General features: G+C 66.7%; 25 protein-coding genes and 1 tRNA gene. 5 read left to right on the forward strand and 21 right to left on the reverse strand.

The features are described from left to right. The first annotated feature begins 52 nt into the window (after positions 1-52). Positions 53-832 (forward strand): AzlC family ABC transporter permease, encoded by a 780-nt coding sequence (locus GWI72_RS14075; RefSeq protein ID WP_161708982.1) that lies wholly within the window; start codon positions 53-55, stop codon positions 830-832. Next, positions 829-1,152 (forward strand): AzlD domain-containing protein, encoded by a 324-nt coding sequence (locus tag GWI72_RS14080; RefSeq protein ID WP_161676840.1) that lies wholly within the window; start codon positions 829-831, stop codon positions 1,150-1,152. The genes GWI72_RS14075 and GWI72_RS14080 overlap by 4 nt, the downstream gene beginning before the upstream one ends. 55 nt (positions 1,153-1,207) lie before the next feature. Here GWI72_RS14080 and GWI72_RS14085 read toward each other — a convergent pair whose 3' ends face one another. Then, on the reverse strand, positions 1,208-2,014 hold the full coding sequence (locus GWI72_RS14085; RefSeq protein WP_161676841.1) for an undecaprenyl-diphosphate phosphatase: 807 nt from the start codon (positions 2,012-2,014) through the stop codon (positions 1,208-1,210). 180 nt (positions 2,015-2,194) lie between these two features. Between GWI72_RS14085 and GWI72_RS14090 the strand changes: the two genes are divergently transcribed. Together GWI72_RS14090 and queG are read left to right on the forward strand one after the other, a co-directional pair. Further along, positions 2,195-2,887, forward strand: a complete 693-nt coding sequence (locus GWI72_RS14090) for a glutathione S-transferase family protein (protein WP_161676842.1) — start codon at positions 2,195-2,197, stop codon at positions 2,885-2,887. Between the two features lie 29 nt (positions 2,888-2,916). Continuing rightward, entirely contained in the window at positions 2,917-4,056 is a 1,140-nt protein-coding gene (gene queG / locus GWI72_RS14095; protein WP_161709193.1) for a tRNA epoxyqueuosine(34) reductase QueG, read from the forward strand. Here the strand turns inward: queG and GWI72_RS14100 are convergent. From GWI72_RS14100 to rplU, 17 genes are all read right to left on the reverse strand, one after another. Next, a complete protein-coding gene (locus tag GWI72_RS14100) occupies positions 4,038-5,243 on the reverse strand; it encodes an acyl-CoA dehydrogenase family protein (RefSeq protein WP_161708983.1) in 1,206 nt (401 codons plus the stop codon). The two genes, queG and GWI72_RS14100, sit on opposite strands and share 19 nt — an antisense overlap. A 16-nt stretch (positions 5,244-5,259) precedes the next feature. Continuing rightward, a complete protein-coding gene (locus GWI72_RS14105; RefSeq protein ID WP_161708984.1) occupies positions 5,260-6,030 on the reverse strand; it encodes an SDR family NAD(P)-dependent oxidoreductase in 771 nt (256 codons plus the stop codon). Positions 6,031-6,090: 60 nt separating this feature from the next. Beyond that, the gene (locus GWI72_RS14110; RefSeq protein ID WP_161708985.1) at positions 6,091-6,621 is read right to left on the reverse strand and encodes an RNA pyrophosphohydrolase; all 531 of its coding nucleotides are present in this window, start codon (positions 6,619-6,621) and stop codon (positions 6,091-6,093) included. Between the two features lie 124 nt (positions 6,622-6,745). Then, the gene (locus tag GWI72_RS14115; RefSeq protein WP_209000117.1) at positions 6,746-7,897 is read right to left on the reverse strand and encodes a divergent polysaccharide deacetylase family protein; all 1,152 of its coding nucleotides are present in this window, start codon (positions 7,895-7,897) and stop codon (positions 6,746-6,748) included. A gap of 155 nt (positions 7,898-8,052) precedes the next feature. Then, positions 8,053-9,393, reverse strand: a complete 1,341-nt coding sequence (locus GWI72_RS14120) for a S41 family peptidase (RefSeq protein WP_161676847.1) — start codon at positions 9,391-9,393, stop codon at positions 8,053-8,055. Next, positions 9,390-10,664 carry a murein hydrolase activator EnvC family protein gene (locus GWI72_RS14125; RefSeq protein WP_348272680.1) on the reverse strand — a complete coding sequence of 425 codons (1,275 nt, stop codon included), beginning with the start codon at positions 10,662-10,664 and terminating at the stop codon, positions 9,390-9,392. Before GWI72_RS14125 ends, GWI72_RS14120 begins: the two co-directional genes overlap by 4 nt. Before the next feature lie 331 nt (positions 10,665-10,995). Then, a complete protein-coding gene (rlmH, locus tag GWI72_RS14130; RefSeq protein ID WP_161677032.1) occupies positions 10,996-11,478 on the reverse strand; it encodes a 23S rRNA (pseudouridine(1915)-N(3))-methyltransferase RlmH in 483 nt (160 codons plus the stop codon). Positions 11,479-11,667: 189 nt separating this feature from the next. Beyond that, positions 11,668-12,078, reverse strand: coding sequence for a ribosome silencing factor (gene rsfS, locus GWI72_RS14135; protein ID WP_161676849.1), 411 nt, complete (start codon positions 12,076-12,078; stop codon positions 11,668-11,670). Between the two features lie 166 nt (positions 12,079-12,244). Beyond that, a complete protein-coding gene (locus GWI72_RS14140; protein ID WP_208995863.1) occupies positions 12,245-12,883 on the reverse strand; it encodes a nicotinate-nucleotide adenylyltransferase in 639 nt (212 codons plus the stop codon). 29 nt (positions 12,884-12,912) lie between these two features. After that, positions 12,913-14,217 carry a glutamate-5-semialdehyde dehydrogenase gene (locus GWI72_RS14145; protein ID WP_161708987.1) on the reverse strand — a complete coding sequence of 435 codons (1,305 nt, stop codon included), beginning with the start codon at positions 14,215-14,217 and terminating at the stop codon, positions 12,913-12,915. A 92-nt stretch (positions 14,218-14,309) separates the two neighbouring features. Next, complete coding sequence (gene proB / locus GWI72_RS14150) at positions 14,310-15,449, reverse strand: glutamate 5-kinase (RefSeq protein WP_390806539.1); 1,140 nt, start codon at positions 15,447-15,449, stop codon at positions 14,310-14,312. Next, entirely contained in the window at positions 15,446-16,492 is a 1,047-nt protein-coding gene (obgE, locus tag GWI72_RS14155; protein WP_161676852.1) for a GTPase ObgE, read from the reverse strand. The genes proB and obgE overlap by 4 nt, the downstream gene beginning before the upstream one ends. Positions 16,493-16,522: 30 nt before the next feature. Continuing rightward, a complete protein-coding gene (locus GWI72_RS14160; protein ID WP_161708988.1) occupies positions 16,523-17,071 on the reverse strand; it encodes a GNAT family N-acetyltransferase in 549 nt (182 codons plus the stop codon). Next, on the reverse strand, positions 17,068-17,634 hold the full coding sequence (locus tag GWI72_RS14165; protein ID WP_161708989.1) for a GNAT family N-acetyltransferase: 567 nt from the start codon (positions 17,632-17,634) through the stop codon (positions 17,068-17,070). The genes GWI72_RS14160 and GWI72_RS14165 overlap by 4 nt, the downstream gene beginning before the upstream one ends. Further along, positions 17,631-18,236, reverse strand: coding sequence for a GNAT family N-acetyltransferase (locus GWI72_RS14170; RefSeq protein WP_161676855.1), 606 nt, complete (start codon positions 18,234-18,236; stop codon positions 17,631-17,633). The genes GWI72_RS14165 and GWI72_RS14170 overlap by 4 nt, the downstream gene beginning before the upstream one ends. A 124-nt stretch (positions 18,237-18,360) precedes the next feature. After that, positions 18,361-18,630 carry a 50S ribosomal protein L27 gene (gene rpmA, locus GWI72_RS14175; RefSeq protein WP_161676856.1) on the reverse strand — a complete coding sequence of 90 codons (270 nt, stop codon included), beginning with the start codon at positions 18,628-18,630 and terminating at the stop codon, positions 18,361-18,363. Between the two features lie 49 nt (positions 18,631-18,679). Then, on the reverse strand, positions 18,680-19,051 hold the full coding sequence (rplU, locus tag GWI72_RS14180; protein ID WP_161676857.1) for a 50S ribosomal protein L21: 372 nt from the start codon (positions 19,049-19,051) through the stop codon (positions 18,680-18,682). A gap of 707 nt (positions 19,052-19,758) precedes the next feature. On the opposite strand from rplU, the gene GWI72_RS14185 reads away from it, so the two are divergent. After that, positions 19,759-19,848: transfer RNA gene (locus tag GWI72_RS14185), tRNA-Ser, on the forward strand. 1,014 nt (positions 19,849-20,862) lie between these two features. Here GWI72_RS14185 and GWI72_RS14190 read toward each other — a convergent pair. Genes GWI72_RS14190 through GWI72_RS14200 form a run of 3 tightly spaced genes read right to left on the reverse strand, consistent with a single transcriptional unit; the run spans position 20,863 to position 22,036 of the window. Next, the gene (locus GWI72_RS14190) at positions 20,863-21,198 is read right to left on the reverse strand and encodes a winged helix domain-containing protein (RefSeq protein ID WP_161708990.1); all 336 of its coding nucleotides are present in this window, start codon (positions 21,196-21,198) and stop codon (positions 20,863-20,865) included. After that, the gene (locus tag GWI72_RS14195) at positions 21,195-21,839 is read right to left on the reverse strand and encodes a hypothetical protein (RefSeq protein WP_161708991.1); all 645 of its coding nucleotides are present in this window, start codon (positions 21,837-21,839) and stop codon (positions 21,195-21,197) included. Before GWI72_RS14195 ends, GWI72_RS14190 begins: the two co-directional genes overlap by 4 nt. A 2-nt stretch (positions 21,840-21,841) precedes the next feature. Continuing rightward, positions 21,842-22,036 carry a helix-turn-helix transcriptional regulator gene (locus GWI72_RS14200; protein ID WP_161708992.1) on the reverse strand — a complete coding sequence of 65 codons (195 nt, stop codon included), beginning with the start codon at positions 22,034-22,036 and terminating at the stop codon, positions 21,842-21,844. Positions 22,037-22,284 lie beyond the last annotated feature (248 nt).

Here is a 22,284-nt window from a genome sequence, read left to right on the forward strand (position 1 = left end):
TCCACGTTCGTTCAGTTTAGCAAACATGCGTACGATATTTCAAACAGTCCGGGTGCCAAACCTGTTCCGGCCGCTCACCCGCCGGGACCTGAGCGACGTGGGCCTCGTCGGCGTGGCTGCGGCCATCGTCGGCCTGTCCTTCGGGGCCATTGCCACGGGCGGCGGCTTTCCGGTCTGGGTGCCGGTCGTGATGTCGCTGGTCGTCTTCGCCGGCGCGTCACAGTTCGCTGCCATCGGCGTCATCCTGGCCGGCGGCAGTCCTTTCGCTGCGGTCCTGGCCGGCCTGATCCTCAATGCCCGTCACCTGCCCTTCGGCTTCAGCGTCGCCGGCCACCTGCGCGGCGGCCTGCTGGAACGACTGGTGGGCGCGCATGTGCTGACCGACGAATCCCTCGCCTTCGCGCTGAAGGACAGCGACCCGGACCGCAGCCGCGCGCTCTACTGGGCCTGCGCGCTGACGCTGTTCCTGTCCTGGAATGCCGGCACGGCCGTCGGCGCGGTGATGGGCGAGACGCTGGGCGATGCCGCAAGCCTTGGTCTCGACGCCGCCTTTCCCGCCGTGCTGCTGGCACTGGTGCTGCCGGCGCTGAAAGATCCGCGGACACGGCGTGCGGCCGGCATGGGCGCGGCCGCCGGTCTGGCGCTGACCCCTTACCTGCCGGCGGGTGTGCCGGTCCTGGTCTCGCTGGTGGGGCTTGTTGCCCTGCTCGGCCGACGCCAGACCCAGACCCAGACCCAGACCCAGACCCAGACCCAGACCCAGACCCAGACCCAGACGAAGACCAAGACACTGGCCCCCACCACGAACCAGCCCCCGGAGCAGGCCGAATGAGCCAGACCATCATGCCCCTGGCGGCGATCCTGACCCTTGCTGCAGGCACCTATGCGTTCCGCGTCACCGGCCCGCTGTTGCGCGACCGGCTGACCCTGTCGCCGGCCCTGCAGACGCTGTTCACCACGGCGGCGGTCGTCATGCTGATGTCGCTGGTCGTCAGCGCATCCATGCTGGACGGGGACCAGTTCGCCGGGTGGGCCCGACCGCTGGGGGTTGCCGTGGCGGCCGGGCTCTGTCTGGCGAAGATGCCGTTTCCCGTGATCGTCATCGGCGCGGCGGTGACCACGGCCGGCCTGCGGATGCTCGGCATCGCCTGACATCCGGGGGGCCGTCTCGCCCGTCCCGGTGCGACGCGGCAGGCCCTGTCCCGGTTCAGCCGAAGGCGTAGAGCGCGGCGAGGCCGATGCCGCCGACGATGATGCGCCACCAGGCGAAGGGCGCGAAGCCATGGCGGCTGACGAAGTCGAGCAGCGTCTTGACGACGAAGGCACCGGCAATGAACGACGTGACGAAGCCGATGGCGATGATGGTGGCATCGTCCATCGAGAGCGCGTCCCGGTTCTTGTAGAGGTCATAGGTGAAGGCACCGGCCATGGTCGGCAGGGCGAGGAAGAAGGAGAACTCGGCTGCCGAGCGCTTGTCGGTGCCCATCAGCAGCGCGCCGACGATGGTGGCGCCGGAGCGCGAGACCCCCGGCACCATGGCCAGGCACTGGCAGAAGCCGATGGCAAGGCTCAGGCCGAGCGGATAGTCCATCGCGTTGGTGTAGCGCGGCGTCAGCGGCAGCCGGTCGACGATGAGCAGCACGAAACCGCCGAGGATCAGCGTGATGCAGATCAGGACCGGGGTCTCGAACAGGACGGTCTTGATGAAGTCATGCGCCATCATCCCGATGATCACCGCCGGAAAGAAGGCGAGCAGGATGCTGGCGGCGAAACGCCGCGCCGCCCGGTCATGCGGCAGGGCCACGAACACCTTCCACAGCCGGCCGAAATAGACCGACAGGATGGCCAGGATCGCGCCCAGCTGGATCAGGATCTCGAAGGATTTCCCCGTGCTTTCAAAGCCCAGGAAGTGCCCGAGCAGCAGCAGGTGACCAGTGGAGGACACGGGGATGAACTCGGTCAAACCCTCGACGATCCCGAGGATGAAGGCGCTGACAATCGTGTCGCTGGTCATGGCAAAGGTCTCCTTGAAAAGACTTTCACAGATGGGATTGAAACGGCGGTCGCGGCGTGATCTATGCGGGCTTCGCGGCGGCCTGCATGCGGCACGCCAGAAACAGGATGCTAACCTTATCCTACTAAGCTGGTGTCCGCGCGCTGGGGGGCCGCGGCGCTGAAGGTCCAAATCACTTTAATGCTCACGCTCTATCATCATCCGTTCTCTCCGTCTTCCCGTTTCGTGCGTCTGGTGCTGGGCGAATACGGCGCCAACTTCGAGCTGAAAGCCGTCAACCCCTGGGAGCGGCACCGCGAATTCCTGATGCTCAATCCGGCCGGCACGGTGCCCGTGCTCATCGAGAACGATGGTCCGCCGATCTGCGGACCGCTGCCGATCATGGAGTATCTGGACGAGACCCGCGGCTATGCGATGGGCGACCGGCGGCTGATGCCCGACCACCCCGACCGGCGCGCGGAAACGCGGCGCCTCGTGGACTGGGCGCTGCGCAAGTTCGATGATGAGGTCGTGGGCCATTTCGTGCGCGAGCGCATCTACAAGCAGGACATGCCGCGCTCGGTCGGCGGCGGCGAGCCGGATTCGGCCATCCTGCGCATCGCGCGCGCCAACATTCACCACCACATGCGCTATTTCGGCTATCTTGCAGCCTCGCGCAAATGGCTGGCCGGCGACCGCCTGAGCTTTGCGGACTTCGCGCTGGCTGCCGAATTCTCCTGCGCCGACTATCTGGGCGAGGTTCCGTGGGCGGAAGAGGAAAACGTCAAGGCCTGGTACGCGCGGGTGAAGTCGCGCCCGAGCTTCCGCCCGCTGCTGGCGGAAAAGATGCTCGGCATGCCGCCCTCGCTCAGCTACGCGGATCTCGACTTCTGAGCGGGACGCCCGGCGCCCCCGTCTCTCCCCTGTCGCCAGCGAAGCTCCGGGCCGCGCTGGAGGCCAAGGCGCACGCCCTCGGCTTCAGCGCGCTCGCCGTCACGCATCCGGAGGCGATCCCCGAGGCACCGCAGCGGCTGCGGCAGTTTCTCGATGCCGGGCATCATGCATCGATGGGATGGATGGCGGAGACCGAGGAGCGGCGTGCCGATCCGCGCGTCCTCTGGCCGGAGGTGCGCTCGATCCTGCTGCTCAGCATGAACTACGGGCCCGACCGCGATCCCCTCACGCACCTGACCGACCCTTGCAGCGGCGGCATATCCGTCTATGCGCGCAATCGCGACTACCACGACGTCATCAAGGGCAAGCTGAAGGAACTGGCCGGCTTTCTGGTGTCGCGGACGGGCGCGGACGTGAAGGTCTTCGTCGACACGGCGCCGGTGATGGAAAAGCCCCTTGCTGCCGCCGCCGGGCTCGGCTGGCAGGGCAAGCACACCAATCTCGTGTCCCGGGAGCTGGGATCCTGGTTCTTCCTCGGCTCGATCTTCACCACGGCGGAGCTGGCGCCCGACGCGGCCGAACGGGACCATTGCGGCTCCTGCCGCGCCTGCCTTGCCGCCTGCCCCACAGATGCCTTCCCGGAACCCTACCGGCTCGATGCAGGGCGCTGCATCTCCTACCTCACCATCGAGCATGCCGGCCCGATCCCGACAGAATTCCGCGTTGCCTTGGGCAACCGGATCTATGGCTGTGACGACTGCCTTGCGGCCTGCCCCTGGAACAAGTTCGCGCAGGTGGCGCGGGAGGCGAAGCTTGCGGCCCGGCCGGAGCTGGTCGACCCGCCGCTGCAGGCCCTGCTGGCGCTGGACGATGCCACCTTCCGTCAGATGTTCTCCGGCTCGCCGGTCAAGCGGATCGGTCGCGACCGGTTCCTGCGCAACTGTCTGATTGCGGCCGGCAACAGTGGCAGCGCCGCCCTGGTCCCTGCGGTCGCCGTGCATCTGGACGACCCGATGGCACTCGTGCGGGGCGCTGCGGTCTGGGCGCTCGGCCGGCTGCTGCCGGCTGGGGATCTCGCGGCGCTCGGGGCCGCCCGCGCCGGCGGCGAGACCGACGCGGATGTCCTCGCCGAATGGGCCGCAGTGCTGGGTCAGCCCCAGCGCCAGTAGTCGCTCCCTTCCTTCTCGTAGAAGCGGGCCAGCACCATCTTGTGCACCTCGGAGGCACCATCCACGAGCCGGGCCGCCCGGGCGTAGCGATAGATCCATTCCAGCACCGTGTCGGTGGAGTACCCCCGCGCACCGCACAGCTGGATCGCGGTGTCGACTGCCTTGTGCAGGGTATCTGCCACATGGATCTTGGCCGAGGACACTTCCTTGCGGGCCAGATCGCCCTGATCGAGCTTCCAGGCGGCATGCATCGTCAGAAGGCGTCCGATCTGGATGTCGTGGGCGACCTCGCCAAGCTTGATGCGCACGCTTTCGCGCTCGGACAGCCGAAGGCCGAACCCCTCGCGGGTCTCGACATAGGCCTTGGCGATCTCCATCGACCGCTTGGCCAGTCCGAGCCAGCGCATGCAGTGGGTGAGGCGCGCCGGGCCGAGGCGGATCTGGGTGAGCCGCAGGCCGTCCCCCACCTGCATGAGACGGTCGCCATCGTCGATCTCCAGCCCGTCGAATTCCAGCTCGCAGACGCCACCATGCTCGTCCGGCCCCAGATTGCCGATCCGCCGCACGATCCGCCAGCCTGGCTGGTCGGCATGAAACAGGAAGGCCGTGAGGTGGCGGCGCGTTTCGCCCATGTCCGGATCGGTGCGGGCGATCAGGATGAAATGCCGTGCAACGGCCGCGCCGGAAATGAACCACTTGTGGCCATGGATGCGCCAGCGGCTGCCGTGCCGCTCGGCGCGGGTGCGGATCATTCCCGGGTCGGATCCGCCCCCCGGATGCGGCTCGGTCATGGCGAAGGAGGAATTCACCGTGCCGTCGATGATGGGCTGCAGCCAGCGGCGCTTCTGGTCCTCGGTTGCCGTCATCTCGAGGCAGCGCATGTTGCCATCGTCCGGGGCCGCGCAATTGAAGCAGCTCGGGCCGAAGATGGAGCGGTTGGTCTCCTCGTAGAACGCCGCCTGTTCGGCCATGGTCAGCCCGAGCCCGCCACGCGCCTCCGGCATCTGCGGCGCGTAGAGCCCGGCAGCCCGCGCCCGGGCCCGGACCGCATCGCGCAGGTCAAGTCGGATGTTCTCGTGGCCGTCATAGCTGGCCGGATCGGCCTCGAGCGGCAGGATTTCCTCGGCCACGAATTGCCGCAGGCGGGGCAGCAGGGCGGAAATCCGGTCGGAAGCGGTAAAGTCCATCAGGGTCTCCGGACGCTCAGAGGGAGGCAACGAGGTGCCCGCCGTCGACCGGGACAATCGCCCCGGTCATGAAGCGGGAGGCCTCGGTGGCGAGCAGAAGGAAGGGTCCGTCGAGATCGGCATGGTCGCCGACACGGCGCAGCGGCACCCGTGCCAGAAGCTTGCGTCCGGCGTCCGTCTCGAACAGGCCTGCATTGATCTCGGTCTCGAAATAGCCCGGCGCGAGCGCATTGACGCGGATCCGGTGGCGGGCAAACTCCAGCGCCAGAACGCGGGTCATCTGCACCACGCCGGCCTTGGAGATGACATAGGGGGCCACGCCCTGGGTCACACCGATGCCGAGGACCGAGGCGATGTTGATGATGGCACCCGGCTCGCCGGCTGCCGTCCAGGCGCGGGCGCAGGCGGTTGCCATCAGGAAGGCCCCGCGGAGGTTGACGTCCATCACCGCATCGAAGGCGGCAGCCGAGACCTCCAGCGCCGGGGCCTCGTCCGCCGTGCCGGCATTGTTGACGAGCACGTCGAGGCCGCCAAGCTCTTCGTGGAGCTCGGCAACGAGCGGATCGAGCGCATCGGCATCCGCCATGTCGAGGGCGCGGACCGCAACGGCTGTCGCGCCGAGGGCGCGCAGCTCGCCTGCCAGATCGTGCAGTCGGTCCAGCCGCCGGGCCACCACGGCCACGGCGGCGCCATGGCGGGCCGACAGGCGGGCAAAATGCGCGCCGAGGCCACTGGAGGCGCCGGTCACCAGCACGCGCCGGCCGCGCATCATCGCTCCCAGATCCATCTCTCCTCCCGGGCCGTCCGGCCTCTCCCGGCAGGATGGTTCAGCCTGGGCGCGCGGCTGTCAACGCGTCAGATGGGCGAAGGTGGCAACGACTTCCTCATAGACACGCCGCTTGAAGGGCACGATCAGGCCGGGCAGGCGGCTGGCGTCTTCCCAGCGCCAGTCGCTGAACTCCTGCGAATGCCCCTCGGGCGGCGTGAGGATGTTGATCTCGCTGTCATCGCCCTCGAAGCGGAAGGCGAACCATTTCTGGGCCTGCCCGCGAAACTTGCCGCGACGGGCCGTGGCGATGACATCGGCGGGATAGTCGTAGAGAAACCAGTCGGGCGCCTCGGCCAGCAGCGAGACGCTCGCCACCGAGGTCTCCTCGTACAGTTCGCGCCGCGCGGCCTCGAGCGGGTCCTCGCCGGCGTCAATGCCGCCCTGGGGCATCTGCCAGGCGTACCCCGGGTCCACCTTGCCATGGCCGTCATGGCGGCGACCGGTCCAGACCAGCCCCTCGGCATTGATCAGCATGATGCCGACGCAGGGGCGATAGGGCAGGCCCTCGATGGCCTTGGGGCGGGCGGGATCGTAGAGCGGACCTTGCACTGTCAGACCTCATTCGCAAGCAGCTGCGCCTCCGGCGCGCGCTTACCCTAGCCGCATTTCCGCTTGCCCGATACCGGCGGATGGCACCGGATTCCGTTATCCTGCTGCGATATGTGACAGGAGGTCAGCCCTCGGTCGGACGGTCCACCGTGGCGCTGATCGGCACCAGCATGAGGCCACGCTGCTCGAGATCGCGTGACCAGTCTTCCAGGGCCTTGATCGTCACCGGCAGGGCCGATCCGGCGGCAACGGCCATGCCGCGCGACCGGGCAAGCGCCTCCAGCTGCAGCAGGCGTGCGTTGATCTCGTCCGCCTTCGGGACCGCATCCAGCACGACATCGACCCGGCTGAAGGGCGTCTGGGCCGCGTTGGCCACGGTCGGGGCGATCGACCGGGACGAGCTGCCGTCGTCGACATACATCAGGCCGCGCTTGGTGATCTCCTCCAGCAGATACTGCATCGAGGGCTCCGTCGCGGTGAACCGCGCCCCCTGGGTGTTGATCACGCCGACATAGTTGGTGAAGCGGCTCATCAGCCAGTAGAGCCGGTCAAGGAACTCCGGGCCGCGCAGGCTGACCAGCAGCGTATGCGGCCCGGGATCGTTGTCGGGAAAGTCGAAGGGCTCGAGCGGCAGTTGCAGCAGGATCTCGTGTCCGGCGGCCCGCGCCTGACGCATCCAGCGGTCCAGCCGGTCGCCATAGGGCGCGATGGCGAAGGTCACATCGGCGGGCAGGTTCTCCAGCGCATTGCGGGATCCGGCCTCGGACAGGCCGATGCCGCCGATGATGATGGCGATCTTGGGCGCGGAGGCCGGTTCTGCGGCAATCTGCTTGGCATAGAGGTCGAGCGGACGGATGCCGTCGATGCCGACCTTCGGGATCAGTCCATGATCGACGCGTTCGACGACGCGGTCGTCGGGCAGGGAGGTCAGTTCGCGGCGGGAGGCGAGATTGGGTTCGCTGCCGACAGGCGGCTCCTCGAAGCGGGGGCCGAGCGTGGGCAGCCTCTTCTCGGGCGAGTCCGGCTTGGAGTCGCCGGCAATGTCCGGGTTGATCTCGACCACCGCGATGTCGCGGGAGGAAAGGCCCTCGACGGTCCGTTCCAGCGGGACGACGGCCGTTGGCTCGCCGCCCAGTGGATCCTCGACCACGCCGATCCAGACCAGGCCCGTGGTGACGATGACGGTCATGATGCCCAGCCCGATAAGTCCGAAGGGCATGCGGAAGATGGTCCGCTTGCCCATGCCAAGTGGGGCTGTCAGGTCATTTCCGGCCATGTCGCGTCTTGCCAGTCCTCGGGGCCCGTACCGGGCCGTTTACCGCCGGCCGGGCTTCAGGGTCGATCGGCCGGCTTGCGCCGGCCTTCGGTTTCATGCGGAACGGGGCCCTGCATCCGGAACGCGACACAGGGAAACAGGGCGCCCGCAGCCTCTCAGTTCGGAACGCTGGCGGCCTTGCCGGCCGACGGCGGGAAGGCGCTGTTGGCCTGCACGCCGCGCAGGAGATCAAGCGCCAGGTTGAGCTGCTTGTCTTCCTTCGGGTCGGCCGGCACGTAAGCCTGGCTGCCGGACTCTTCCTTGCCCTCGGTGTTCTCGGAGGACAGGTGGCCGCGCAGGCCGGCCTCGCCCTTGGTCTCGGCGCGGCCCTGCATGTCTTCCGGCAGGTCCTGCAGCACCTCGATGTCCGGGGTGATGCCCTTGGCCTGGATCGACGTGCCCGACGGCGTGTAGTAGCGCGCCGTGGTCAGGCGGATCGCCCCGTTCGCGCCCAGCGGAATGATGGTCTGGACCGAGCCCTTGCCGAAGGACCGCGTGCCCAGCACCGTCGCGCGGCGATGATCCTGCAGCGCACCGGCGACAATCTCGGAGGCCGAGGCCGAACCGCCGTTGACGAGGATGATCACCGGCTTGCCCTTGGTCAGGTCGCCGGAGCGGGCATTGTACCGCTGGGTTTCCTCGGCATTGCGGCCGCGGGTGGAGACGATCTCGCCGCGCTCCAGGAAGGCATCGGACACGGCAATCGCCTGGTCCAGCAGACCGCCGGGATTGTTGCGCAGGTCGATCACGAAGCCCTTGAGCTTGTCGGCCGGGATCTTGGAGGTGATCTCCTCGATGCCCTTCTGCAGCCCGTCAAAGGTCTGCTCGTTGAACTGAGTGACGCGGACGTAGCCGACGTCGCCTTCCTCGCGCCAGCGAACCGAGCGGATCTTGATCACGTCACGGGTGATCTTGAGCACGAGCGGGTCGGTGCGACCCTCGCGGCGGATGGTCACCTCGATGTCGGTGTTGACCGGGCCGCGCATCTTCTCGACCGCCTCGTTCAGCGTCAGGCCCTGGACCTGCTCGCCGTCGATGTGGGTGATGTAGTCGCCGGCCAGTACGCCCGCCTTGAAGGCCGGCGTGTCGTCGATCGGCGAGACGACCTTGACCAGGCCCTCTTCCATGGTGACCTCGATGCCGAGGCCACCGAACTCGCCGCGCGTCTGCACCTGCATGTCGCGGAAGGTCTTCGGCGACATGTAGCTGGAATGGGGGTCGAGCGAGGTGAGCATGCCGTTGATCGCCGACTCGATGAGCTGGGCGTCATCCGGCACCTCGACATAGTCGGAGCGCACGCGCTCGAACACGTCGCCGAACAGGTTGAGCTGGCGGTAGGTGTCAGAGGCAGCCGCGTTGGCCGTCCCGCTCAGCGACTGAGGCAGGTTGGCGACCGTCGATGCTGCGATGGCGCCGACCAGGATACCGGTGCACAGCAGGGTAGCTTTCCGAATCATCCGCGTACCTTTTCTTCCTCGGTGCGGGCCCACCACGGGGTTGGGTCGATCGCACTGCCATCTTTTCTGAATTCAACATACAGGACGGGGCCGGTCGATCCCAAACCGATGGTCGACGCGCTTGCCCAATGCGTGGAGCCCATTACGCCCACTGGCTCTCCTGCCAGCACAAACTGCCCCAGTTCCACGTCGATCCTGTCCATACCAGCCAGGAGGACATGATAGCCGTCGCCGGCGTTCAGGATCAAGAGTTGGCCAAACGACCGGAAGGGTCCGGAATAGACCACCCAGCCGTCATTTGGGGCCGTCACCCTTGCGCCGGCGCGGGTGGAGATCGACTGGCCCTCGGTGACGCCGCCAAAGTCGTCGGCCTGGCCGAAATCCTTGAGCATCGTGCCCGCAACCGGGCGGGGAAGCTGGCCTTTTGCCTCCGCAAAGGCAATGGCAGGCGCCAGCCGACCGGGGTCCGCGAAGGGATCGCCGGGGCGCCGGCCGTTGGCGTTGCGCTGTTCCGTGGCCTGCTCCGCCTCTTCGGCCGCCTTGCGGGCGGAGGCGATCTCGGCCTCCAGGCGCGCGATCAATTCCTTGAGAGAACCGGCCTTGCCGGCCAGTTCCTCCGAGCGTCGACGCTCCTCCGACAGGGTGTCGGCCGACGTGACGCGCTGCTGGCGCTTGGCCGAGATCAGCAGTTCCAGACGGGACTGTTCCTCCACCAGGCGCATCGAGTCTCCGGCAAGACGGTCCTTTTCGGCGGTGATCGAGATCTTCAGCCGCGTCAGCTCCTCCAGATCGGAGGCGAGCGCCTCGGCCTCGATGCGCAGGTCCGGCATGATGGCATTGAGCAGGATCGCCGAGCGCACGGCCGCCAGCGCGTCGGCCGGGCGGACCGCCAGGGCCGGCGGCGGACGGCGACCGATGCGCTGCAGCGAGGCCAGCACCTCGGCCAGCGTGCCGCGTCGCTCCCAGAGGGAGGCGCGCACCGCATCCTCGTTCTCCGCCAGCCGCTGCAAGCGCCGCTCCGTGTTGGCAAGGTCTGCTTCCAGACCCTTGATCCGGCCCGCTGTCCGCAGGACGGCCGCATTGATGTCGGCAGTATCGCGGTCAATCGCGGCAATTTCCTGTTCGATCTCGCGCTGCCGCGAGGCAGAGACTTCAAGATCGCGTGTGAGCGCGGCCAGTTCGGCCTCGCGCTCTGCCTTGCGTTTCAGCGCCTCCGCCTCGGCGGGCGACGTGGCCGGCGCGGCCGGCGCGGTTTCGACCGCCGTGGTCACCGGCTCCTGCGCAAGCCCGGTCCGGGGCATGAGAGCCGGCGCGAGCAGGCCAAAGGCGAGCCCCCACGTGGCAAGCCGCGCTGCCCGTGCTCCCGCTGTCGGCCCATCGCCGGTCGGTGCTCTCCCGTGTGTCACGCCCTGTGTTACCGTGCCTTGCTTGTCCCGGCCTTGCCGGGAGACTCACTGCCGTTGCCGGAGCTTCAGCCAGCTTCCGCCGATGGTCGTTAACGAAGCGTTTACCAAGCTGAGAACGGGCTGCGGAGGCCGGTCTTTCCCCCGTTTCCTGTGATGGGCGGCAATTGCGGCAACATGCAGGCGCCAGCCGATGCCCTCAGACCCGGTGATAGGGATGCCCGGCCTGGATCGTGAAGGCGCGGTAGATCTGTTCGGCGATCAGGATGCGCACGATCTGGTGCGGCCAGGTCATGGCGCCGAGCGCGAGCACCACATCGGCGCGGTCGCGCAGGGCATCGCCATGGCCGTCGGCACCGCCGATGGCAAAGACGATCTCCGGAGTGCCCTCGTCCATCCAGCCACGCAGCCGTTCGGCCAGCGCCGGACTGGTCATGGTCTTTCCCGTCTCGTCAAGCACCACGAGCCGGGCGCGTGCCGGCAGGGCCTGCAGCAGCGCTGCCGCCTCGTCCGCCTTGCGATCCTCGGCCCGGGCGGCCCGGCTCTCGGCATGCTCGAGCATGTCGACGGCACTGACGCCGAGCCCCTTGCCCGTCTTGCGGGCGCGGTCGAGATAGCGGTCCAGAAGATCCCGGTCCGCCCCGGCCTTCATCCGGCCGACGGCGGCAATCACGTAGCGCATGGCAATGTCAGTCCAGTGCCGGTTGGCCAGGGTCCACACGCCGGTGCCAGGCAACCCTGCCCTGCTCCAGATCCACTGCTGGCCTGAGAGCGGAGTGAGGCTGGCCGGAAGCCGGCTTGCATCGGCCCTGCATCTGGCCGGGCCACCGGGCTCCCGCAGCGCGGCCTTGCGGACCGGCGTTGCCCTGCCTCAGCCGGCGTAATGCGGCGCGTCGCTCGGATCGGCGGCCCACATCTTCTCGAGATTGTAGAAGCCGCGCACTTCCGGACGGAACACGTGGATGATCACGTCCCCGGCGTCGACCAGCACCCAGTCGCAATGGGTCTGGCCCTCGGCCCGCGGGTTGCCGTAACCGGCTTCCTTGAGATCGCGCAGGAGGTGATCGGCGATGGCGCCGACGTGACGGTGCGACCGGCCGGAGGCGATGACCATGTAGTCGGCCAGGGCGCTCTTTCCGGCAATGTGCAGGGAGACCACGTCTTCCGCCTTCGCGTCGTCAAGACTGGCGAGGACCGTTTCGATCAGGGTGCCCTTCGCTTTTGCGCCGAGGGCGGACTGAAGAGGAGCGGTCACGGCCTGCCCCTCGCTTTCAAAGGTCATGTTCAGGTGTTCTGCCTTTCAAAACAGTTGTGGCGGTTCAATCAAGCGGGCCGCCAGTCACCAACGGGGTGGCAGTGTTTCAGACCTTGCCTGCCACCTGCCAACAAGGATAGTCACCGGGGCCTGACAATTTCAAGACAGAGCCCCTCGTGTCGTTAATGCCGGTTTACGCCCGGGCTGCCTTCCGGCGCAAGGCCGTCGACGATGCGGCGTCCAGCGGCGTATGCAGGAAGACCCAGGCCGGCGCCCGGCGCTGCATCAGCGTGGCCGCCTCCGGCTCCGGCACCCTTGCCATGCCGAATGCCTGAGCCATAGGCGCAAACAGCGGCGAAAGCGAGGCGCCCGGACGGTCGACGATGGCAATCGGCACCGCCCTGACGATGTCGCGCCAGTTCTGCCAGCGATGGAAGCCGGCGAGATTGTCGGCGCCCATGATCCAGCAGAAGGACAGGTCGGGCCGTCGCTGCAGGATGCCGGCCAGCGTGCTGGCCGTATAGCTTGTTCCGAGCACGGCTTCAAAGGCCGTGACGCGCATGCGCGGATGGTTGGCGGTGGCCGCCGTCAGCGCGATGCGCCGGGCGAGCGGGGCAAGCTCGGCATGATCCTTGAGCGGGTTGCCGGGCGTCACCAGCCACCACACCTGATCGAGCCCGAGCCGCCGCATCGCCGTCTCCGCCACCAGACGATGGCCCGAGTGGGGCGGATTGAAGGAGCCCCCGAAAAGTCCGACGCGGTTGCCCGGCTCGGCATGCGGCAGGTTCATCCAGCTCGGACGCGGCAGACCGGAACCGGCCAGTTCGCTCATCGCGGCAACACCCCTCGCGGTCGCGGGCCTCACGGCCGGATCTGTCCATCCCCGCGCACGCGGTACTTGAAGCTCGTCAGCTGCTCGACGCCGACCGGACCGCGCGCATGCATGCGGCCAGTGGCGATGCCGATCTCGGCGCCCATGCCGAATTCGCCGCCATCGGCGAACTGCGTCGAGGCATTGTGCAGGACGATGGCCGAATCCACTTCCGCCAGGAACCGCTCCGCTGCCGCAGCATCCTCGGTCAGGATGCAGTCGGTGTGATGCGAGCCATAGGTCTCGATGTGGTCGATCGCCGCGTCGAGGCCGGCCACCACCCGCACCGACAGGATCCTGTCGAGATACTCGGTCGACCAGTCCTCCTCCGTGGCCGGGAGGGCGGCGGGGAACAGGGCCTGCACCTCGGCATCCCCCCGGATCTCGCAGCCGCGCCCGGCAAGGTCGGCCAGGATGTCCGGCAGCAGCGTCGCGGCGATGGCGCGGTCAACGAGCAATGTCTCCAGGGCGCCGCAGATCCCCGTCCGGCGCAGCTTGGAGTTGACGATCACCGACCGTGCCTTTGCAGCATCAGCCGCGCGGTCGAGGAAGATGTGGACGATGCCCTCGAGATGCGCAAACACCGGGACCCGGGCGTCGCTCTGGACGCGGGCGACCAGGCTCTTGCCGCCCCGCGGCACGATCACGTCCACGGTGCCGCCAAGGCCGGCGAGCATCTCGCCGACGGCAGCCCGGTCGGCGACCGGCACGAGCTGGATGGCATCCACCGGCAGGCCGGCGGCGACCAGCCCCTGCTGCAGCGCGCGGTGCAGCGCCAGGTTGGACTGCAGCGTGTCCGAGCCGCCGCGCAGGATGACGGCATTGCCGGCCTTCAGGCACAGGCCGCCGGCGTCGGCCGTGACATTCGGCCGGCTCTCGTAGATGACACCAATGACACCGAGAGGCGTGCGCACGCGCTCGATGCTGAGTCCGTTGGGGCGGTCCCAGGCCGCGATCCGGCTGCCGACCGGATCCGGCAGGGCTGCGATCTCCTCCAGCGCCCGGGCAATTGCCTCGATACGGGCCTCGGTCAGGGTGCCGCGGTCCAGGAAGGCGTCGGTCTGACCGGCGGCGCGCATCGCCTCGAGATCGAGGGCGTTGCCGGCCAGGATGTCGGGCGTCGCGGCGCGGATTGCCGTTGCCATCTGGCGCAGGGCCGCATTCTTGGTTTCGGTGGTGGCGAGCGCCAGACGCCGCGCGGCCGCGCGCGCCCGCCGGCCGATGTCTGCCATCAGCGCCGGCACATCCTGCTGCGCCTGCGTCACACCGGTTCCGTCCCTTGCCTTGTCCAGCATCCCTGCGTCCCCATCCGCTTCGTCAGAACCGGCCCGCCCCGAGGGCTCCTGCCAGCGCGGGCCGCCCGTGGCCCATCCCATCCGGTTGCCCCTCAGGCCGGTCGCTCGAACGGCGCATCGTCGAGGGCAAGATCGTCCCGGTGGATCATCTCCGCCCGTCCGGGATAGCCGACGATGGCCTCGATCTCGCGGCTGTTGCGGCCTGCGATCATGCGGGCCTCGGCCGCATCATAGGCAACAAGTCCGCGACCGAGCACGCGACCTTCCGGCGACAGGATCTTGACCGCGTCGCCGCGCGAGAAGTTTCCGGTCACGCCGGTCACCCCGGCCGGCAGCAGGCTCTTGCCGGATTTCAGCGCGTCGACGGCGCCCTGGTCGAGACGGATCTCGCCGCGCGGTTCCAGATGCCCGTTGATCCAGGCCTTGCGCGCGGTCGCCGGTGTCGAGGCAGCCAGGAACCAGGTGCAGCGGGCACCGTCGTCGATGGCCTTGAGCGGGTTCATGCGCTTGCCCGAGGCAATCGCCATGATCGTGCCGGCGGAGGTTGCGATCTTGGCCGCGTCGATCTTGGTCTTCATGCCGCCGCGCGACAGCTCCGACCCGGCACTGCCGGCCATCGCCTCGATTTCCGGCGTGATGCGCGGCACTTCGGGCAGGAACACGGCGTCCGGATTGGTCGCGGGAGGGGCGGTGTAGAGACCATCGATGTCCGACAGCAGCACGAGGCAATCGGCGCTCATCATCGTGGCGACGCGGGCGGCGAGGCGATCATTGTCGCCGTAGCGGATCTCCGAGGTCGCGACGGTGTCGTTCTCGTTGATGATCGGAACCGCGCCAAGGCGCAGCAGCGTGCCGATGGTGGCGCGCGCGTTGAGATAGCGCCGGCGTTCCTCGGTGTCGCCAAGGGTCAGAAGGATCTGGCCGGCACGGATCCCCTTGCGACCGAGATACTCCGAATAGGCCTGGGCCAGCGCGATCTGGCCGACGGCAGCGGCAGCCTGGCTTTCCTCGAGCTTCAGGGCGCCCCGGGGCAGGCCCAGCACGCCACGCCCGAGCGCGATGGAGCCGGAGGACACCACCAGCACCTCGCAGCCGCGTTCGACAAGGGCCGCGATGTCATCGACGATGGCTTCAAGCCAGGCGCGGCGCAGGTCTCCCTGTTCGACCAGAAGCGCAGAGCCGATCTTGACGACGATGCGCTTGTGGTCCGCAAGCTGACGCAACTCGTTCACGGACGCCATTCCTCCTCGGGGCGGGCCGGAACCTCGTTGGCCGCCTCTTCCTTGTCCTTGTCGATGGCGCGGATGATCATCCGGAGCGCCGTGTCCACGTTCTCGCGGCTGGCCGAAGAGAGGATCAGCGGCTTGTGACCGCAGGCTTCCTCAAGCGAGGCCAGCCGTTCCTCGCGCAGCTCCGGCGAGAGCGCGTCCGCCTTGGACAGGGCGACGATCTCGGGCTTCTCGTCAAGCCCATTGCCATAGGCTTCCAGTTCGCCGCGCACGATCCGGTAGGCTTCACCCGGGTCTTCCACACCCGACCCGTCGACCAGATGCAGCAGCACGCGGGTGCGTTCGACATGGCCCAGGAACCGGTCACCCAGGCCAACGCCTTCGTGGGCGCCTTCGATCAGGCCCGGAATGTCGGCCAGCACGAAGCCGCGTCCATCCAGCTCGACCACGCCGAGGTTCGGATGCAGCGTGGTGAAGGGATAGTCGGCGATCTTCGGCTTGGCCGAGGAGACGGAGGCAAGGAAGGTCGACTTGCCGGCATTCGGCAGGCCGACGAGCCCGGCATCGGCAATCAGCTTCAGGCGCAGCCAGATCCACTTTTCCTCGCCCTCGAGGCCGGGATTGGCATGACGGGGGGCCTGGTTGGTCGAGGACTTGAACTGGGCATTGCCGAACCCGCCGTTGCCGCCGCGCAGCAGCAGCAGGCGCTGGCCGACCTCGGTCAGGTCGGCAATGAGCGTCTCGTTGTCCTCTTCCAGGATCTCGGTGCCCACCGGCACGCGCAAGGTCACGTCCTTGCCCTTGGCGCCGGTGCGGTTGCGCCCCATGCCGTGGATGCCGGTTCCGGCCTTGAAATGCTGCTGGTAGCGGTAGTCGATCAGCGTGTTGAGGCCGTCGACGCACTCGATCCAGACATCGCCGCCGCGGCCGCCGTCGCCGCCGTCCGGGCCACCGAACTCGATGAACTTCTCGCGCCGGAACGAGACGGCACCCGCGCCGCCATTGCCGGAGCGCACATAGATCTTGGCCTGGTCGAGAAATTTCATCGTCTGTCCGTTCCCCTGACGCGTCGCGCGTCAGGCGTTACTTGATCCCAGAAAGGCCGCGCGCTCAAGGCGCATGCGGATGGCCGGCACCGTGCCGCAGCGCGCGAGGCTGCTGCAGGCGTCCGGGCCGATGACGTCAAAGCCCTGTTTGCGCAGCAGCGCCGACGAGGCCGGGTTGTCCTGCATGACGGAGGCCTCCACCGCAGCCGCACCGGTTGCCGTGAACAGCCAGCCAAGCGCGGCCCGCACGGCCTCGCTCATCAACCCCTGCCCCCAGTAAGGGCGGCCAAGCCAATAGCCGATGACGGGTGTCGCACGCAATGCCCGGAAGGACATCGCGCCGACAAGTCCGTCGTCATGGTCAATCGCAAAGCCGATTTCCTCGACGTCCGGCCAGCGGGCCGCTGCCGCCTCGGCCGCGCGCAGCTTCTCCAGCCCGTCTGCGCGGTCATAGGGGTGCGGCACCCGCGCCAGCATGCCGGCAACCTCGAAGTCGCCCAGGAAGCGGGCGACCCGGTCGATGTCGGTGGCGGCCAGCGGCCGCAGCCGCAGCCGCCCGGACGCGATGCCGAGGGTCATGCCGGCAGCCTCCGGTCCTCGAAGGACGCCCGGTCGAGGCGCACCACGATGTTGCGGACCTTGCGGTTCAGCGGCCGGGCGAACCGCTCGGTGACGGCGGTCGGCAGGAAGCCAAGCCGGCGCAGGACCGCCCGCGACGCCGCGTTGTCCTCGTAGACACGGGCGGCCACCGCAACGCAGCGATGCGTCTCGAAGGCCCAGGCCAGCACGCACTGGGCCGCTTCCGTGGTGTAGCCGAAGCCCTGGAAAGGACGCCCGAGCCAGTAGCCGAGCGTCGGGCAGTCGGCCGCCTCGGTCAGGTCGCCCGGCGGGTCAATGGCGATCAGCCCGATGAAGACGCCCCCGAGCGTGATGGCGAAGACGGCCGGGTCCGTCAGCGGATTGATGCCCTGCTGGCGGGCGACAAGCTGCTCGGCCGCGCCCTCTTCATAGGGCCAGGCAAAGCTGGTCATCCAGCGGGCGATCTCGAAATCGCGGCCGCCGAGCGTGGCGATGGCTTCCGCATCGCCGTCCCCGAGCGGACGCAGGACCAGACGGCGCGAGCGCAGCACGGGCAGGGTCATGCGGCCCTCCCCCAGCGCTTGAGCGCGAGCCAGACCGAGCGTTCCAGGCCATAGCGCTCGACAGGGACGCTGCCGCCGGCACCGAGCGAGCGGGCCATGCTCTGGTCCCTGTACTGGAAGCCGCACTTGACCAGCACCCGGCGGGAGGCGGCGTTGGTGACGCGGCAGTCGGCCAGCAGCTCGCGCATTTCGCCCTGGCCGAAGGCATGATCGACCAGCCTCTGCAGCGCTTCGGTGGCAAAGCCCTGGCCCCAGAAGGGTTCGCCCAGCCAGTAGCCGACGTGAACCGGACCGCCCGGCTCGAGAGCGGACCAGGTGGCCTGACCGATGAACCGGCCGGTGGCATTCATGCGGATCGCGAAGCTGGCATGGCCGGCGCTGACCAGCTGGCTGCGCTGGACCAGCCGCCGGGCATCCTCCAGCGAGAAGGGATGCGGCATGGTGGCCAGGTGGGATGCAATCTTGCGGTTGTTGGCGAGAAAGACGATGTCTGCCAGATCGTCCGTTCGCGGCAGGTCGAGCCGCACGCGGACACCTTCCTGCGGCATCACGGCCGCGCTGAGACTGCTTTCGTCTAAGTATCCTTCGCTTTCGACAACCATGGCTTCCTCCGGTCAAAGTGAAAAGAAAAAGGGGAGATGGCGTCCCATCTCCCCTTGAACTTTGACCGGTTCACACGAACCGCCGGGTCGATTAGGACGCCGGCGATCGATGATTCACTCGGCGTTACTCCGCAGCCACCGCTACCGGCAGCACGTTAATAGTGGTTCGGCCGTTGGATTTCGGCTGGAACACGACCTTGCCCTCGACGGTTGCAAAAATGGTGTGGTCCTTGCCCATGCCAACGCCCGTGCCCGGGTGCCAGGTGGTGCCGCGCTGACGTGCGATGATGTTGCCCGGGACGACAGCCTCGCCACCGAACTTCTTGATGCCCAGACGGCGGCCAGCGGAATCGCGGCCGTTACGGGACGAGCCACCTGCTTTTTTGTGTGCCATGACGAAACTCCTCGTCTCTGCTGTTCAGTTGGAACCGAAGTGGCGGCGATTACTCGCCAGCAGCTTCCTCGGCCTTTGCCTTCTTCGCCTTCTTCGCCGGCTTCGCGTCGCCGGTCACGATGCCAGTCACCTTCACGAGCGTGTAGGCCTGGCGATGACCGTTGCGACGGCGCGAGTTCTGGCGGCGGCGCTTCTTGAAAATGATGATCTTGCGGGTACGGGCCTGATCGACCACTTCCGCCGTCACGGTGGCGCCGGCCACGAAGGGCGCGCCAACGGTGGTTTCCTCACCGTTGCCGACCATCAGGACCTCGTCGAAGGTCACGGTGGCGCCAGCTTCGGCGTCGAGCTTTTCGACCTTGAGGAGGTCGTCCTGGGCGACGGTGTACTGCTTACCGCCGGTCTTGATCACTGCGAACATGTCTCGCACGTCCTTTTTTTCGTTCTGATGACGCATCCGCAACCCACTGCCGTCGACCGCGTCTCCGACGCCGCAGGGTTTCCTGAGCGTCTGTGACGAGAACCGGTTTTCGGGAACTTTCAGGCGCTGCCGATCACGCGGCAGAAGCCTCAAAGGCTGGAGATTCGGACAGCCGAAAGTCTGGGCACACGTGTCCCAGTCCATCGAGCGGTTGCTGTATACCCCCGCCCCGGGGCAAAAGTCAACGTGTACAGCCTTCGCCGGCACAGGTTTTTCAGCCGGATCACGAGACGGATCCTGGCGGCAACCGGCACCCGGACCAAGCCCGCCGGACTGCGTCGGAGGCGGCCGGGGCACGGCCCATGCTGTCGGCGGGCCGGCTGCGCTCTGGCCGGACGGTGCCGAAGGAGGCCGGTTTGATGGAAGCAGTCTGATGGAGGCCGCCTGATGGGGCTGCTGGATGGCGCATGACGCCGGAGCCGCAGCCGCTGGCGTCCGCCAGCCCCGCCGCGCGGGCTGGCCCCGCGTCGTCGCCCCGGTGCCCGGCTGCCCCGCAGATGCCGACAACCCACTGATGTGCACCGGTTATCCACTGGCCGCGCAGGCCCGGATGCTTATCCGGAAAAAATCCGAAATTGCCTCTTGCGGGCCCGAAAACCCTTGTCTATGTTCCGCGCCACTTGAGACCCATTCATCTTAGGTTCCGCGGAGAGGTGCCAGAGTGGTTGAATGGGACGGTCTCGAAAACCGTTGTGCGGGCAACCGTACCGTGGGTTCGAATCCCACCCTCTCCGCCATTATTTTTCAGTACTTTATTGATTTCGCTAGCATATTTGAGCCCAGTTTGGGGCAGTCCCTCAATCCGTCCCTAAACCAGAACGTGCCTTGTCATAGTTCATGCCTGCGGCGATGATTGGTCACCAGACAATCGGGATACGCTACCGTCTCAAGACCGCTGGTTATCGGCTTCAATGTCGGCAATGGGCGCTCCGACATACTCGTCAGCATCGACCTTACCGTCAGAGAAACGACCGGCGAAGGCGTTCAGATGGGGGCGCTTGATAACATGGACGGCCTGTTTGCCTGCATCGGCGCGTTGACCAACCGTCTGGGTGCAAGCCAGTAGCCTATAACTATAGGTGTCGTAAGGCCGTTCAGGCCGGGACATAGCAAAAGGCGAAATTTCCTTTATTTCAATGGCTTGAACGCTCCGAACTGCCCTCCCCTCATGTCGTCTTTGGCTTATATTTGAGCCGTCTGTGGTCCATATTTGAGCCGTCGACGGTTCATATCTGGGCCGTTGACGGTTCATATTTGGGCCGTCTAACCGGCATGCTTTAGGAGGGATGCGGCAGGTACTGGTAGAAGTTCAATTCAGCCGGGGACTTTCCGTCCGGGGAGCAAGTCGTTAGCGCGTAACGAGGCGCGCGCTTATCAAGCGGGCCTTTCATCTGCATTCCGACCGACTGCGCAACAATCCAGCCGCGCTCCTCTAGCTCGTCAATGGCCTTGCTTGCCGTTGCCCGGCAACACCCCAGCATAGCCGCTGCACTTCTGCTGGTAATCGGGACAACGTTTGAGCCGGGGCCGTTTGGCCTGTATTTGGCCGTAAGCTCAACTATTAGCGCCCGCGCTGGGCAGCCCAGTTCCCGCCAAGCCGGAAGGTCCATCCATTCGGTGAAAATGCGGGCGTGCGGCTGTATGCGCCCATGCTTGTTTGTGTATTTCGTCATTAACCCACCCAGTAATGCGGACCGTGAGGACGCGGGGAAACGAGGTTCACTGTTCGTTCCCCCGCCAAGCTAACCGCGTCATCCGGCCTTGCGTGGCGCTGCCAGCCTCGCATTGTGCCCGTCCAGAAACTCCGCGCTGCCTTGCAGCACATATCGGGCATGCCAGCCGTCCCTATGGGGAACCGCCTCTGTTTCAATCAGCAGGCCCAGCGCGCGAAGCCTGTGAACATAGGCCGCTAGGCGATAGGCGGGGCCACCGGGAAAGCTAAGCACGTCGACGCCTGCCGGGCTGGCAATCAATGCCTTTAGCGTCTCCAGCTCCCGCCCCTTGACCATTGCCGAAACAACGCGCCCACTGGGGGCCGTATATTTGAAGAAAGCGCGTTCGAGCTGTCGCTTGGTTGCCTGGCTCATACGTCAAATACCTCCGTTGTTCCGAATGCCCCAAATCCCCCGAGTCCGCCTAACCCGCCTTGCCTTCCATAGGCAGCGTTTGCCGCGTCGGCAGGGCCATAGGAGGCACTTGCCGCCTGTGCAGGACCGTAAGACGGGGACTGGGCGAAGGGATTGGCAGGCCGTATGCCGCGACTGTCAGCGCCGAACTGTCCGCCTGACTGGTACGTCTGCATCATGTTGTCGGGGAGAACACCCCCCGCCCAACCGCCGCCCATCATGCGGTTGTAATTCCCCTGCTGAAGCTGCTGGTTCCCATGAAGCTGGGCCAGGTTTGCGTTAAGAGCCGCTCCGTTTGGCTGGGGAGGCGCGTTCATCCCGGTAACGGTCGAACTGGGCAGGTTTAGCCTTGCGCCATACTGCTGGTCGAATTGGGCGTATCCCTTAGGAAGGAGGCTCCAGTCTGTTGCCTGACCAGCATAGCCCGCATTGATTTGGTCCAGAGTCGGCAAGTAGCTGCCGGGGTTCTGAAACTGTTGGTTCAAGGCGTCCCTAGATTGCGCATAGGGCGCATAAGCCGCTTGCTCCTGCCCGAAGCTGGCGTGGTACTCGTCCGCCGTTCGCAACGGGTCGAATTTCCGATAGTCCCAGTTTGCCACCATGTTCAGCCCTCCTGAACGTCGACGCGTTGCCGGGCGCGAATCCACTCAAGTATTTCGCTTTCAAGCCAGCCAACAGACTTGTTCGTCAGCCTGATTTGGCGCGGGAACTGGCCTGCGGCTATCGCGGCATACAGGCATGAGCGCTTCAAACCCGTAGCTTCCTCAACCTCTTTACGGCGCATTACTCTGTCTTTCATTCCTCTGGCCCTCCTTTCGGGCACAAAAAAAGCCGCCCAGCGAAATGCGGAGCGGCGATAGGTGTTTTTTCTATACGGGTACTTGGACACACGATTCCAAGTATTGTCAGATTGACAATCTAGCCGGTTGCCTCAGCAAGACAAGGGCGGACGCACCCGGACGATTCAGTTTTCCACAAGACGACACGTCAGACCAGAAAGCAAAAGACCCTCCACCATTGGGGAGGGCCTTTCCTTCTCTCGCAGTT

It is taken from the genome of Pannonibacter sp. XCT-53, assembly GCF_009915765.1.
Taxonomy (GTDB): Bacteria; Pseudomonadota; Alphaproteobacteria; order Rhizobiales; family Stappiaceae; genus Pannonibacter; species Pannonibacter tanglangensis.